This is a genomic window from Streptomyces sp. WG5 (genome assembly GCF_049974565.1).
Lineage (GTDB): Bacteria > Actinomycetota > Actinomycetes > Streptomycetales > Streptomycetaceae > Streptomyces.
Genome location: NZ_JBNGGC010000022.1, coordinates 80,697 through 94,742, shown reverse-complemented (window position 1 = coordinate 94,742; position 14,046 = coordinate 80,697). Strand labels below are relative to the sequence as shown.

Genomic DNA, 14,046 nt, shown 5'->3' with positions numbered 1-14,046 from the left:
CCCGTGATCCGGGTTCCGCTCACTGGCCCGCCGTGCGCGCCGCGTGCGACGGTCGGTACGCCAGGGGACCACCGGTCCACGGGGCGACCGTCCAGGGAGGGACACCCTTGAAGCTCACCGTGCTGGGCCCGTTCTCCGCCGCCATCGACGGTGTTCCGATCGTCCCCACGGCGGCCAAACCGCGCCAGCTACTCGCCCTGCTGGCGGTGCAGGCCGGTCAGGTCGTCACCGTCCCCTCCGTCATCGAGGAGGTCTGGGGCGCCGCGGCCTCCCCGAAGGCCCACGTCAGCGTGCAGACGTACGTCCTGCGGCTGCGTACGTTCATCGGCCGCGCCCTGGGGGATCCGGCCGCGGCCCGGGAGGTGCTGGTGACCCGGCCGGGCGGTTACGCGCTGCTGACCGGGCCCGACACGGTGGACGCGCACGTGTACGACCGGCTGTGCGCCGAGGCGCAGACCGCGGTGGAGCGGGGCGACGACGCCCGCGGGGCGCGGCTGTTCCGGACGGCGCTGGAGCTGTGGCACGGCGAGGCCTTCGACGGTGTCCGCACGGGTGCCCTGCTGGGCCTGGAGGCCATGCGGCTGGAACAGAGCCGGACCGGCGTACTGGAACGCCGCATCGCCGCGGAACTGCGGCTCGGCGCCCACGAACGGCTGCTGCCCGAACTCGCCTCACTCACCACCGGCCACCCGCACCACGAGGCGCTGCAGGCGCTGTACATGACGGCGCTGGACCGCTCCGGCCGCCCGGGGGGCGCCCTCGCCGTCTACGACGTCCTGTGCCACCGCCTCGACGAACGGTTCGGCCTGCTGCCCTCGCTGGAACTGCGCCGCCTGGCGGACGACGTACGCGCCCGGGCGACGGCGTCTGCGACGGCCGCCCGCGTATAGGGCGGCCCCCGGGTCCCCCGGGTCCCCCGGGGTGTGTCTCCAGCCCGCCCCTAACGTCCCTCCAGCGGCCCCCTGTGTGCTGAGTGCCGCCGGTCCCGCGCGGTCGGAGAGCTCGGCCCCGTGCACGCGCCACACCCCACCGGGAGACCGGCCGGTGCAGGACCGCGGACGACCCGCGGAGAACCGCCGACAGGAAGGTGAGCGGGGACATGAGCGTCTACGAGGTGGACCGGCCCACGACCGTTCCGGCCACGGTGCCGGTGTCCACGACCGGCCCGGCCACGGTACCGGCGGCCGCGCACGGTCCGGCCCGGGCGGCGGCCGCCGGCGCCGGGCAGGGACCGCCCGACCTGCGCGAACTGACCGGTCGGCTCGCCGCGTTGAAGGCCCTCGCCGCCGCCGGGCCGGGAGAGGCGGCCACCCAGGCCCAGTACCGGCGCGGCAGACTGACCGTCAGGGAGCGACTGGACCTGCTCTTCGACGAGGGCACGTTCCGCGAGATCGAGGCCCTGCGCCGGCACCGGGCCACGGGGTTCGGACTGGAGGACCGCAGGCCCCACACCGACGGCGTGGTGACCGGCTGGGGCCTGGTGGAGGGACGGCGGGTCTTCGCGTACGCCCATGACTTCCGGATCTTCGGCGGTGCCCTCGGCGAGGCCCACGCGCAGAAGATCCACAAGGTGATGGACCTGGCCGAGACGGCGGGCGCACCCCTGGTCAGCCTCAACGACGGCGCCGGCGCCCGCATCCAGGAGGGCATCTCCGCCCTCGCCGGGTACGGCGGGATCTTCCAGCGCAACGTCCGCTCCTCCGGCGTCGTCCCGCAGATCAGCGTCATGCTCGGCCCGTGCGCCGGCGGAGCCGCCTACTCGCCCTCGCTCACCGACTTCGTGTTCATGGTGCGTTCCACCTCGCAGATGTTCGTGACCGGCCCGGACGTGGTGCGGGCCGTGACCGGGGAGGACGTGACCCACGAGGAACTGGGCGGCGCCGAGGTGCACGCGGCCCGCTCCGGCGTCGCCGCGTTCGTCCACGACGACGAGGAGAGCTGCCTCGCCGAGGTACGCCACCTGCTGTCGCTGCTGCCGTCCAACAACCGCGAACTCCCCCCGGAGACGGAGCCCGACGACCCCGTGGACCGGCGCTGTGAGGCACTGCTGGACCAGGTGCCCGCGGAACCCCGCCGCAGCTACGACATCCGCCCGGTCGTCGCGGAGATCGTCGACGACGGCGACTTCACCGAGGTGCACGAGTTGTGGGCGCCCAACGTGGTCTGCGCACTGGCCCGCCTCGGAGGCCAGACCGTGGGCGTCGTGGCGAACCAGCCGTCGGTGTCGGCCGGCGTGCTCGACATCGACGCCTCCCAGAAGGCCGCCCGGTTCGTGCAGTTCTGCGACGCGTTCAACATCCCGCTGGTGACCCTCGTCGACGTGCCCGGGTTCCTGCCGGGCGTGGGCCAGGAGCACGACGGCATCATCCGGCACGGCGCGAAGCTGCTGTACGCCTACTGCAACGCCACCGTGCCCCGCCTCCAGGTGATCCTCCGCAAGGCGTACGGCGGCGCGTACATCGTGCTCGACTCCCGCTCCATCGGCTGCGACCTGTCCTTCGCCTGGCCCGGCAACGAGATCGCCGTCATGGGCGCCGAAGGTGCCGCGGGCGTGGTCTTCCGCAAGCGGATAGCCGCCGCCGACGATCCGGAGGCGACCCGGGCGCGGCTCATCGAGGAGTACCGCGCCGAACTCATGCACCCCTACTACGCCGCCGAACGCGGCCTCGTGGACGACGTCATCGACCCCGCCGACACCCGCAGGGTGCTCATCGACGCGCTCGCCATGCTGCGCGCGAAGCACCGTGCAGGTCCGGCCCGCAAGCATGGGAACCAGCCGCAATGACCTCACGGACGACCACTTCCACGCCCACGCCGACGTCCCCGCGGACCGCCCCGGCGCCCTTCCCGCTCCCCCCGGCCGTCGAGGCCGCCGACGCCTCGGCCGCCGCGCAGCCCCCGAAGCCGCTGCTGGTCTTCCGGGGGGACCCGACCCCGGACGAGATCGCCGCGGTCACCACCGCCATCCTGGCGGTCCTGCCCCGCCGCGCCCCCACGGCCCCGGGTGCGGCCCCCCGCGCCCGCCGGGCCCGCTGGACCCCGTCCGAGGCACCGACGGCGTCCTGGCAACGGGCGGGCTAGAAGCCGGCCCCGGGCCGTACGCCCCCTCAGAACCCGTGCCCCGGTCGACATCCCCCGCGACCGGGGCACGACTGTGCCGGCGCGAGCCCGCCGTGCCGGTGCCCAGGAGCCCAGGTGTCCGGGCGCCCAGGTGTCCGGGTGTCCGGGTGTCCGGGTGTCCGGGCGCCCAGGTACCCGGGTGCCCGGCTGTCCGGGGCGAGGCGAAGGACCGGGCCGCGCCCCGGAGGCGTCGCGCCCGTGCCGGGCGGACCGCGTTCACGGCGGCATCCGGGCGGGCCCGGGTCAGCTCGCGGCGTGGCCGGCCCCGGCACGGGGGACGGCGGGGACCCGGGCGGGGGCGGCGGCCGGCAGGAGCCGGCGGGCGGCCTCGGCCAGCTGGGCGCGGTCGCGTTCCGCACCGGCCCGCGCCGCGGAGAGCGGCACCACCGCGGCACCGCCCCGGGTGACGGCGGGGTGGCGACGGGCGATCGCCGACAGCCCCTGCCCGGGTCCGGCCTCCACCAGCAGGAACGGTCCGGGCCCCAGCGGGCCGCCCGTACCGAGGAGATGACCGAGCGCCGCACCGAAGTGCACCGGCCGGGAGGGCTGCATGGCCCAGAACCGCGGGTCGCGCACGAGGGGTTCGCCCAGCTCCCGCCCGGTGTACCCGGACACCAGCGGGGTGTGCGGCGGGCGCAGGGAGATCCGCCGGTAGGCCGGTACGGTCGCCGCGCAGGCGTCCGCCACCGAGGGGCTGTGGAACCCGGTGGTGGCCTTGGCCGGCATCCAGGGCGTGCCGTCCTCGGTGAGCCGGGCGGTGACCTCGCCCAGGTCCGGGTCGGGGCCGGCCAGCATGACCTGGGTGGGCGCGTTCACGGCGGCCACCACGACCCGGGGGGTGAGCCGCCCGGCGACCTGGGCCGCGCTCGCCGCCACCGCGACCATGCCGCCGGGCGGCGCCCCGGCCAGGGACTCCACCCGCGCGGCGAGTACGTCCACGGCGTCGTCCAGGCTCATGATCCCGGCGAGCACGGCGGCCGCGTACTCACCGGCGCTGTGCCCCAGGTACGCGGCCGGCCGCACTCCCCACGAGGCGAGCAGCGTGCCCAGCGCCACGTCCAGGCCGAACAGCAGGGGCTGTGCGCGCCGCACGTCGTCCAGGGGGACGGCCGGCGAGTCGCCGAGCCAGTCCGCCCTGACCCGGGCACCCTCCTCGCCGAGCCGCCCGAAGACCTCGTCCAGCACCCGTGTGAACACCGGCTCGGTCCCGTACAGCCCGCGCAGCATGCCCGGGTACTGCGAGCCCTGGCCCGGCAGCAGCACGACCACCGGCGGGCCGGCGGACTCCCGTTCCGTGACGGCGCTCACCGGACCTCGCCCCCGCGGGTCTCCACGGTTGCCGGTGTCGCTGCATCGGTGGCTGTCATCGCCATGGGTCCTCTCTCCCTGCGGAGTGCGCGGTGCGGAGCGCGCCGACGACGGAGCGCTCCGCACCGGAGGGTCGCGGCAGCGGATAGCGCTGGGGTGGAGAAGCCCTGGACCGTCACCGCGGCGGCACCGCCCGCCCGCCCGGCGGGCACGCCCACCGCGTCCGCCGGCTCCGCCCGGGCCGTGCCCGCCGCGCCGTCCGCGAGGAGGGCGAGCGGGGCCACACGGGCACCGCCGAGAACACCGTGCCGCCTCTCGTGGTGGCCGCCCAGCGGGAGGTGAGCCCGTTCACCGCCCGGACCGAAGCGTCCGTCACCCGCATACCGCCCCCGTCCGGAATGCGCTTAGCATGCGCTCTGTGACCGGCCGGCAGCCCGTCGGGCCCGGCCCCGAACCCCCCGTCCCGCGGCGCCTTCGCGTCATCGCCCGAAACAGGAGCACGGTACACGTGTCCATACCGCCGCCGCCCGACCCCCAAGGTCCCTATTCCCAGGGCGGGTTCGCGCCGGGGCAGCACCCGCAGGGGCCGTACCCGCCGCAAGGGCCGTACCAAGGGCCGTACCCGCCACAGGGGCCGTACCCCCCGCACCAGCCCCACCTGGGCGCCTGGGGGCAGCCCTTCGGGACCCACCCCCGGCAGCCACCCGTCAACGGTCTCGCCATAGCCGCCTTCGTGCTGGGCGTGTTCTGCCTCGTGCCGGCGGTCGGGCTCGTGCTGGGGCTGGTCGCGCTGGCCCGGATCAGGAAGCGGGGCGAGCGGGGCAAGGGGTTCGCCGTGGCCGGCTCCGTGCTGTCCTCCGTGGGCCTGGTCCTGTGGGTGGTGTTCCTCTCCACGGGCGCCGCCGGCGACTTCTGGGACGGCTTGCGGGGCGCCGCGAGGGGCGAGGGCACGGCGCACGCGCTCTCGACGGGCCAGTGCTTCACCACCCCCAGCGGCTCCCTGCAGGGGGTGACGTACGACGTCGACGAGGTGCCCTGCGCGGAGGAGCACGACGGCGAGGTGTTCGCCTCCTTCGCGCTGCCGGGCGGAGCCTTCCCCGGCGACGCGGAGATCACGCGCGCCGCCGACGAGCGGTGCTACGCGCTCCAGGACACCTACGCCATGGACCGGTGGGCCCTGCCGGCCGACGTCGACGTGTACCACCTGACACCGACCTCGCAGAGCTGGCGCACGGGCGACCGGGAGATCACCTGCCTGTTCGGGAACACGGACGAGCGGGGCACGCTGACCGGTTCGCTGCGCAACGACGCCACGCGGCTCGACCCGGACCAGCACGCCTACCTGACGGCGGAGCTCCAGCTCAACCTGGCCATGGACGGGATGCCCGTGGCGGAGACCGTCGAGGAGGACCTCGCGGGATACCGGTCCTGGGCGGAGCGGATGTCGACGGCGCTCGGCCGGGAGACCGGGATGCTGCGCGGGCACAGCTGGCCCGCCGCCGCCCAGCGGCCGGTCGCCGTCCTGGTCGCGGATCTGGAGGCGGCACGGCGGGAATGGGACCTGGCGGCCGAGGCCGCCGACGCCGGCACGTACTACGAGCACCTCGACAACGGCTTCGGGCTCGTCGAGGCCGAGTCGACGGTCACCGCCCGCAAGGCCCTGGGGCTGGACACGACCCCGCCGGTGTACGAGGAGGACGGCGGCGACGCCGGGGAGGTGCCCGGCAGGGAGGTGTGACGACGGCTGTGGCGGGGAGAAAACGCCTGCGTAAAGCCTTCCCGAGCATAAGTCATCACATTGAGTGATTCTTTGGCCTTTGCTTGCCTGGCGCAACCTGCGGTTGCCACGCTGTCGCTGTCTGTACAACCTGATGGGAGCGGCCAGTGACTTTCGGTGAGCAGCCGGCTTATCTGCGCGTCGCGGGCGATCTCCGCAAGAAGATCACCGACGGCCTGCTGCCGCCCCACACCCGCCTCCCGTCCCAGGCGCGGATCCGCGAGGAGTACGGCGTCTCGGACACCGTCGCCCTGGAGGCGCGCAAAGTGCTGATGGCCGAGGGGCTGGTCGAGGGCCGCTCCGGTTCCGGGACGTACGTCCGCGAGCGGCCCGTGCCCCGGCGCATCGCCCGCTCCGGCTTCCGGCCGGCCGGCGGAGCCACCCCCTTCCGGCAGGAGCAGGCCGACGGCGAGGTGCGCGGCACGTGGGAGTCGCGCAGTGAGCAGGCCGAGGCGAGCGGTGCCGTCGCCGAGCGGCTCGGGATCGAGCCCGGGGACCGTGTGATGTGCACGCGGTACGTCTTCCGGGAGGGCGGCGAGGCCATGATGCTCTCCACCTCCTGGGAGCCGCTGGACCTCACCGGCCGCACACCGGTGATGCTGCCCGAGGAGGGGCCGCTCGGCGGCATGGGCGTCGTGGAGCGGATGGCCGCCATCGACGTCGTCGTCGACAACGTCACCGAGGAGGTCGGCGCCCGCCCCGGCCTCGCCGAGGAGCTGCTCGCCCTGGGCGGCGTCCCGGGGCACGTGGTCCTGGACATCCAGCGCACGTTCTACGCCTCGGGGCGGGCGGTCGAGACGGCCGACGTGGTCGTCCCGGCCGACCGGTACCGGGCGGCGTACCACCTGCCCGTCAAGTAGCGGTGCCGCCGGGGGAGTTCATGCCTCCCCGGTGGTGTGAGATGGCGCACGCCCTCAGTGCGCCTCCTGCGCCCCTTTCTCGTGCTCACCCTGAGGTCCGCTCCCCGCGCCGTCGTGCGCGCGGGCATCGGAATCCGGTCGTTCCCGCAGGTCGCCCCCGCGTTCCCGGCATGCCTCCGACCAGAAGCACCGGCCTGCGGAGGCGGCGCGTTCCGCATCGTGCGCCCCTGCCGTTCTGGCTGGTTGCGTACCTCTTTGTGTAAAGCCGTGTTCGCTGCGTAAAGGTTAGGCGTAGGCTCCGGCATATGCGGACTGGGGTTTCCTTGGCGGGCGGGGCACGGCGCAGGCCGTGGACGGGAAGTGGAGGGGCGCGATGAACGACGGCACGGTCACTCTTCCCTGGCTGGTCTTCCGGCAGGACGACAACGGCAATCGCTACCGAGTGGGCCGGTACGCGACCCGGGCCGAGGCCCAGCGGATCGCGGACACCCTCGACGGACGCGGCCACAAGCAGCTCTACTGGATCGAGAAGCTCGGCTCCAACGGAACCGGCGCGGCGGACTGACCGCGCCGGGGGACCGGCCGGCGCCACCCGCGTAGGCTCCGGCCCATGACGGAACGGATCGTGGTGGGTGCCGCACTGGTCGACGGCGGGCGCCTGCTCGCCGCGCGCCGCAGCGCACCGGCCGAGCTGGCCGGACGGTGGGAGCTGCCCGGCGGCAAGGTGGAGGCGGGCGAGGCGCCCGAGGCGGCCCTCGTGCGCGAACTGCGCGAGGAGCTGGGCGTGACGGCCGAACCCGGTGAGCGCGTCCCGGGGCAGTGGCCGCTGAGGACCCCGTTCGTCCTGCACGTGTGGACCGCACGTCTGCTCCCCGGCTCCGCCGCCCCCGAACCCCTCGAGGACCACGACGCCCTGCGCTGGCTCGCTCCCGGCGAGATCTGGGACGTGCCCTGGCTCGACCAGGACGTGCCGGCCGTCGAGCGGGCGCTCGCCCACCTGGGACTGGAGGCGACGGACGCACGGGGCGCCTGAGCAGGCCGGCGCGAGCGCCCCGTACGCCGTTGGTGCCACAGTGCGCCCTCCCCGGCGATACCCCGGACCCCATATCGGGTATGGGCCCATTAACCCCATGAAAAAGGACATGGGTGGGGGCGTTGGCCGGGGAAGTGATCGGCGTGATCGACAGCGAAGGCGGCTGTGCCGAATGGGTCTTCCCCGCGGCGCCGGACGCCGTGCGGACCGCCCGCCTCCTGGTCCGCCGCACGCTGTGCGGATGGGGCCTCGACAGCGTCGGCGACATCGCCGCCCTGCTGGTCAGCGAGGCGGCGACATCGCCGCCCTGCTGGTCAGCGAGTTGGTCACCAACGCCCTCCGGCACGCGACCGGCCCCATCGGCGTCCGCCTGGTGCGCCGCCCCGCCGGGCCGGACGGCGTCCTGCTGGTCGAGGTCTCCGACCCGCTTCCGGACCCGCCGCGCGAGCGCGTCGCCGGCCCCGGTGACGAGAGCGGCCGGGGCCTGCACCTGGTGGCCTCCTCCGCGAGCCGCTGGGGGACCCGGCCCGGAGCGGTGGGCAAGACGGTGTGGTTCGAACTCGCGGTGCCGGAAGGACCGGGTGGCTGGTGACACAGCGCTCCCGCCGTACCGAAATGTCCTGACATCGGGCCCCGTCCCGCCGGTCAACCGGTTCAGGCCAGTGGCAGTTGTCGAACTACGTGATTCGATGCCGTGTCCGCTGGTTAGAAGACTGGAAGTGTTGTCACGGTCCGGACCGAAAACCATCGGGGCCGTGCTGTGATCGTGAACACCGTGTCGTGCGGCGCCGTAGTGCTGGATACTGCGGGCAGCCGCTCCCGGTGACCGGTGCCGGACGCGGTGAGCTGGAGGGGACGGTTCGCGTGAGCGAGATACCAGCGAGGGCCTCGGGGCCCGAGGGCCCGCCGGACGGTGCGTCGGACGGCGCGCCGTTCGGTGACGCGGTGTGGCAGAGCAGCCCGCCCGGCTCCATCTACGACTACATCAAGGTCGCGTCCTTCTCCATCGGCCCCGACGGGCTCGTCGACCAGTGGAGCCTGCGCGCGGAGCAGCTGCTCGGCATCCGGACCGAACACGCCGTGGGCACCGACCCCATCGAGGCCTTCATCGACCCGGACCTGCGCGAGCGGGGCCAGCGCAAGATGGCCGAGATCCTCGACGGACGGGAATGGACCGGCGTGGTCCCCTTCCGCGTGCCGGACGACGGCGCCGAAGGCGGACACCACCGGCGCGCGAAGCGCGGGCTCGCCGAGGTCTACGTCATGCCGACCCGCACGGAGGACGGGGAGAAGGCCGCCGTCTGCATCGTCGTCGACGTCCGCGTCCTGCGCAGCATCGAGACCGACCTCGCCGCCTCGCAGGCCATATTCGGCCAGTCTCCGTTCGGTTTCCTGCTCATCGACCCCGAGCTGCGGGTGCGCCGCGCCAACCAGCGGTTCGCCTCCGTCTTCGGCGGCACGCCCGACGACCACCGCGGCAGGGGCGTCCACGACTACCTGCCGCGTGCCGAGGCCGACCGGGTCTCCGCGACCCTGCGCCGGGTGCTGGAGACCGGCGAATCCATCACCGACATGCACGTCACCGGCTTCGCACCGGGCACCGAGGAACGCCGCCACTGGTCCGTCAACCTCTACCGCGTGCACAGCGGTTCCGGCCGCCCCATCGGCGTCTCCTGGCTCGGCACCGACATCACCGCCCGCCGCGAGGCCGCCCGCGAGGCCGCCGCCGCCCGGCGCAACCTCGCCCTCCTCAACGAGGCGGGCGCCCGCATCGGCAACTCCCTCGACCTGGAGACCACCGCCCGCGAACTCCTCGACGTCGTCGTCCCCGGCTTCTGCGACCTGGCCACCGTCGACCTCTACCAGGGCCTTCTGGTGGGCGACGAGACCCCGCCGGGCCTCGCCGACGGCAGCGCGGAGCTGCGCCGCGTCGCCTTCTCCAGCGCCGTCTCCGACGTGCCGTTCCACGGCACCGGCGAGCGGGTCAAGCTCGGCGCCGTCCACCACTACCCGTTCAACTCGCCCTGCGCCGACGCCCTGCGCACCGCCCGCCCGCGCACCGTCCCCGCCGAGGACGGCGGCCTCGTGCAGTCCACGCTCGCCGTGCCGATGGTCGCCCACGACACGGTCGTCGGACTCGCGCAGTTCGCCCGGACCAAGGGCAGCGAACCGTTCGGGGACCGCGACCGCGACCTCGCCGTGGAACTGGCCGCGCGGGCCGCCGTCTGCATCGACAACGCCCGCCTCTACCGGCGCGAGCACGAGCGCGCACTGATACTGCAGCGCTCCCTGCTCCCGCCCGGCGACCCCGAGGCCTCCGGCCTCGACATCGCCTGCCGCTACCTGCCCGGCAACGCGGCCACCGGCCGGCCCAGCGAGGTGGGCGGCGACTGGTTCGACGTCATCCAGTTGCCCGGACACCGCACCGCGCTGGTCGTCGGCGACGTCATGGGCCGCGGCCTGCGCGCCGCCGTCGCGATGGGCGAGCTCCGCACGGCCGTCCGCACCCTGGCCGGGCTCGACATCGAACCGGCCGAGGTGCTCTCCCAGCTGGACGAGATCGCCCGCGGCCTCGGCGCCCCCGGAGGCGTCCAGCAGGCGACCCGGGCCGCCCGCCGCCCCCGCGAGGCGGACCTCTCCGAGGTCTACCTGGCGACCTGCGTCTACGCCGTCTACGACGCGGTGACCAGGCGCTGCACCTTCGCCAACGCGGGCCACCTGCCCCCCGTCCTGGTCGAGCCCGGCGAGCCCGCGCTGATGCTGGACGTGCCGCCGGGCCTGCCGCTCGGCGTAGGAGGGGAGCCCTTCGAGGAGGTGGAGGTCGAGCTGCCCGAAGGCTCCCTGCTCGCCCTCTACACGGACGGCCTGGTCGAGAGCCGCGACCACCCCCTCGACGAGGGCCTCCAGGCCTTCGTGGGGGCGCTCACCGACCCGCCCGAGCCGTCGCCCGGCCGCCGCCCGGCGGCGACGGAACCGCGCGCCGGCACCCACCGGGACCTGGAGGACGTCTGCGACCAGGTCCTCAGCACCCTCGACAGCCACCACGCCGAGGACGACATCGCCCTGCTGATGGCTCGCGTCCAGGGCCTGCCCGGCGAGTCCGTCGGCGACTGGACCCTGCCGCGCGAGCCGCGCAGCGTCGGCCGGGCCCGCGAGCTGGCCCGCGCCCGGCTGCTCGACTGGGACCTGGAACCGCTGGTCGACACGACGGAACTCCTCGTCAGCGAACTGGTCACCAACGCCCTGAGGTACGGCGAGGGCGAGATCAGACTCCGCCTCCTGCTCGACCGCACCCTGGTCTGCGAGGTCTGGGACTCCGGTCTGGTGCAGCCCCGTCGGCGCCGCGCCCGCGACACCGACGAGGGCGGCCGCGGCCTGCAACTGGTGGGCCTGCTCAGCGCTGCCTGGGGCTCGCGCCGTACACCGCGCGGCAAGACGGTCTGGTTCGAATTGCCCCTGCCGGGCGCCGACACCCAGCTGACGGACCCCGCCGAGGCCCTGCTCAGCCTGTTCTGACGGCGCCCCGGCGTCACCTTCCGGCGCGGCCCGGTGTCGTACGGGTCCGGGTGCGCCGGACACGGCGCACCCGGCCGTATCCGGCCAGCAGCAGGGCCGCCCCCGCGGTGACCAGGGGCGGCACCAGATCGGCGGACATCACGGCGCCGCGCTCCCGACCGCAACCGGAACACCGGTTCGCGTCGTCCACGTCGGCAACACCGGCCACGCCCGGTCCCGGCTGACGCATGGCATCACCTTCGGAGCCTACGAGCACGAACGAGCCACCGCGACCGGGGACGGTCGACAGGGAGGGGAACGCCGTGGACCACACGGAGCCGCATACGGACCCGCCAACCACGGACCTGACGTCCACGGACCTGACGTCCACGGACCTGACATCCACGGATCCGACATCCACGGATCCGACATCCACGGATCCGACATCCACGGACCCGCCGACCACCGGCCCGCCGGCCGACGACGGCGAGGAGAGCCCACCGGGACGTCCCGCGCCCGACGGCGAAGGCCGTACGGACGGCGGGAGCGGGAGCCCGGACGCCGAAGGCGGGGCCGAGGCCGCCGCCGGACACACCCGCCGGCGCCGTCGGATCCGCCGCGTCCGCCGGACGGTCCTCGCCGTCCTCGCCGTCCTGCTCCTCCCCCTCCTCACCGCCGAGACCGCCCTCCGCGTCAACTACATCGGCGACCCCGCCGACGGCACCCGCACCAGGAACCGCGACGCCATGTGGCTCGGCCACGCCTGGGTCGACGGCCGGAAGGACGACGCCGACCTGGCCGCCTTCGTCCGCCGCGTCGAGACCACCGGCATCCGCGACCTGTACGTCCACACCGGGCCGATGGAGCACGACGGCACCCTGCCCGAGTCCCTGTACCCCAAGGCCCGCTGGCTGATCGACGCCGTCCACCGCGAGCTGCCCGGCGTCCGCGTCCAGGCCTTCCTCGGTGACGTCCTCGCCACCGAGAACGCCGACGGCATGCTCCTGGAACGGGCCGCCACCCGCGCCGCCGTCGTCCGCAGCGCCGGCCAGGTCCTGGACGTGGGCTACGACGGCGTCCACCTCGACCTGGAGCCCCTGCGCTCCGGCGACCGGAACTACCTCTCCCTCCTGGACGACCTGCGCGGGACGACCCGCTCACGGGACGCGCAACTGTCCGTGGCCGCCCACCAGATCGACCCGCTCCCGGCCCTCCACTCGGTCTTCGGCGTCTTCACCGAGAACCCCAAGTGGTGGTCGCAGGAGTTCTTCGGCCAGGTCGCCCGCCGCGTCGACCAGATCGCCGTGATGACGTACGACACCGCGCAGCCGCTGGAGGGCACCTACGGCGGCTACGTCGCCCAGCAGACCTCGCTGGCCCTGGAGGTCACCCCGCCCACCACCCATCTGCTGATGGGCCTGCCCTTCTACTACGAGAGCAACTTCGACCACTGGGGTCACGCCGAGACCGTCGCCGCCGCCGTCCGCGGCGTCCGCCTCGGCCTCTCCCGGACGGACGCCGACCGGGAGCTCTTCGGCGTCGCCCCGTACATCGACTTCGCGGCGACGGAGACGAACTGGAAGGAGTACCGGGAGGGCTGGGTGCGCCAGGACGCGAACTAGGACCGGCGCCGGATCTTCGACCCCAGCCACACCAGCGGGTCGTACTTGCGGTCCACGGCCCGTTCCTTCAGCGGGATCAGTGCGTTGTCCGTGATCCTGATGCCTTCGGGGCAGACCTCCGTGCAGCACTTGGTGATGTTGCAGTAACCGAGGCCGTGCTCGTCCTGGGCCGTGCGACCGCGGTCCAGGCCGGTGTCCCCGGCCGCGTCCAGCGGGTGCATGTCCAGTTCGGCGACGCGCATCAGGAAGCGCGGGCCCGCGAAGACCGGCTTGTTCTCCTCGTGGTCACGGACGACATGGCAGGTGTCCTGACACAGGAAGCACTCGATGCACTTGCGGAACTCCTGCGAGCGGTCGACGTCCTCCTGCGTCATCCGGTACTCGCCGGGGCCGAGGTCGGGGGGCGGCACGAACGCCGGGATCTCGCGCGCCTTGGTGTAGTTGAAGCCGACGTCCGTGACCAGGTCGCGGATGACCGGGAAGGCCCGCAGGGGTGTGACGGTGATCGTCTCCTCGCGGGCGAAGACGGACATCCGGGTCATGCACAGCAGTCGCGGACGCCCGTTGATCTCCGCCGAGCACGAACCGCACTTGCCCGCCTTGCAGTTCCAGCGCACGGCGAGATCGGGCGCCTGGGTGGCCTGGAGGCGGTGGATGATGTCGAGGACCACCTCGCCGTCGTTCACCTCGACCGTGAAGTCCTCCAGCCCACCGCCCTCCACGTCGCCCCGCCACACCTTGAATCGGGCCTCGTAGCCGCTCATCGGGTACCTCCGAGGAAATCCCGGCCTTCGGGCCGGGGAGGAATCGGACTCCGGCGAAGCAGCGCGG

Annotated in this window: 12 protein-coding genes and 1 pseudogene; 10 read left to right on the top strand and 3 right to left on the bottom strand. The window is 73.9% G+C overall.

The window, feature by feature from the left end; genetic code table 11:
- The first annotated feature begins 107 nt into the window (after window positions 1–107).
- The 3 genes from ACP4IX_RS23335 to ACP4IX_RS23325 all read left to right on the top strand — a co-directional run bounded on the left by ACP4IX_RS23335 (window position 108) and on the right by ACP4IX_RS23325 (window position 3,081).
- A complete protein-coding gene (locus tag ACP4IX_RS23335) occupies window positions 108–890 on the top strand; it encodes an AfsR/SARP family transcriptional regulator (RefSeq protein ID WP_426556526.1) in 783 nt (260 codons plus the stop codon).
- Between the two features lie 209 nt (window positions 891–1,099).
- Window positions 1,100–2,785 (top strand): acyl-CoA carboxylase subunit beta, encoded by a 1,686-nt coding sequence (locus ACP4IX_RS23330; protein WP_426556525.1) that lies wholly within the window; start codon window positions 1,100–1,102, stop codon window positions 2,783–2,785.
- Window positions 2,782–3,081, top strand: coding sequence for an acyl-CoA carboxylase epsilon subunit (locus tag ACP4IX_RS23325; protein WP_426556524.1), 300 nt, complete (start codon window positions 2,782–2,784; stop codon window positions 3,079–3,081). Before ACP4IX_RS23330 ends, ACP4IX_RS23325 begins: the two co-directional genes overlap by 4 nt.
- A 282-nt stretch (window positions 3,082–3,363) precedes the next feature.
- Here ACP4IX_RS23325 and ACP4IX_RS23320 read toward each other — a convergent pair whose 3' ends face one another.
- Window positions 3,364–4,428 carry an acyltransferase domain-containing protein gene (locus tag ACP4IX_RS23320; protein ID WP_426523733.1) on the bottom strand — a complete coding sequence of 355 codons (1,065 nt, stop codon included), beginning with the start codon at window positions 4,426–4,428 and terminating at the stop codon, window positions 3,364–3,366.
- A 508-nt stretch (window positions 4,429–4,936) separates the two neighbouring features.
- Here ACP4IX_RS23320 and ACP4IX_RS23315 point away from each other — a divergent pair.
- From ACP4IX_RS23315 to ACP4IX_RS23290, 6 genes and pseudogenes are all read left to right on the top strand, one after another.
- Window positions 4,937–6,166, top strand: a complete 1,230-nt coding sequence (locus ACP4IX_RS23315) for a DUF4190 domain-containing protein (protein ID WP_426556523.1) — start codon at window positions 4,937–4,939, stop codon at window positions 6,164–6,166.
- A 146-nt stretch (window positions 6,167–6,312) separates the two neighbouring features.
- Window positions 6,313–7,065: a GntR family transcriptional regulator gene (locus ACP4IX_RS23310; RefSeq protein WP_426523735.1), complete on the top strand. Its 753-nt coding sequence runs from the start codon at window positions 6,313–6,315 to the stop codon at window positions 7,063–7,065.
- Between the two features lie 373 nt (window positions 7,066–7,438).
- Window positions 7,439–7,630, top strand: coding sequence for an SPOR domain-containing protein (locus ACP4IX_RS23305; RefSeq protein WP_426523736.1), 192 nt, complete (start codon window positions 7,439–7,441; stop codon window positions 7,628–7,630).
- A 45-nt stretch (window positions 7,631–7,675) separates the two neighbouring features.
- Window positions 7,676–8,098, top strand: a complete 423-nt coding sequence (locus tag ACP4IX_RS23300) for a (deoxy)nucleoside triphosphate pyrophosphohydrolase (RefSeq protein ID WP_426523737.1) — start codon at window positions 7,676–7,678, stop codon at window positions 8,096–8,098.
- A 113-nt stretch (window positions 8,099–8,211) separates the two neighbouring features.
- A pseudogene (locus ACP4IX_RS23295) lies at window positions 8,212–8,690 on the top strand (ATP-binding protein).
- A gap of 272 nt (window positions 8,691–8,962) precedes the next feature.
- Window positions 8,963–11,614 (top strand): SpoIIE family protein phosphatase, encoded by a 2,652-nt coding sequence (locus ACP4IX_RS23290; protein WP_426523739.1) that lies wholly within the window; start codon window positions 8,963–8,965, stop codon window positions 11,612–11,614.
- A 13-nt stretch (window positions 11,615–11,627) separates the two neighbouring features.
- Here ACP4IX_RS23290 and ACP4IX_RS23285 read toward each other — a convergent pair whose 3' ends face one another.
- Window positions 11,628–11,843: a hypothetical protein gene (locus ACP4IX_RS23285; RefSeq protein WP_426556522.1), complete on the bottom strand. Its 216-nt coding sequence runs from the start codon at window positions 11,841–11,843 to the stop codon at window positions 11,628–11,630.
- Between the two features lie 73 nt (window positions 11,844–11,916).
- Here ACP4IX_RS23285 and ACP4IX_RS23280 point away from each other — a divergent pair, with 73 nt between their 5' ends.
- On the top strand, window positions 11,917–13,215 hold the full coding sequence (locus ACP4IX_RS23280) for a hypothetical protein (RefSeq protein WP_426556521.1): 1,299 nt from the start codon (window positions 11,917–11,919) through the stop codon (window positions 13,213–13,215).
- Here the strand turns inward: ACP4IX_RS23280 and ACP4IX_RS23275 are convergent.
- A complete protein-coding gene (locus tag ACP4IX_RS23275) occupies window positions 13,212–13,979 on the bottom strand; it encodes a succinate dehydrogenase/fumarate reductase iron-sulfur subunit (RefSeq protein ID WP_426556520.1) in 768 nt (255 codons plus the stop codon). The two genes, ACP4IX_RS23280 and ACP4IX_RS23275, sit on opposite strands and share 4 nt — an antisense overlap.
- Window positions 13,980–14,046: the final 67 nt, after the last annotated feature.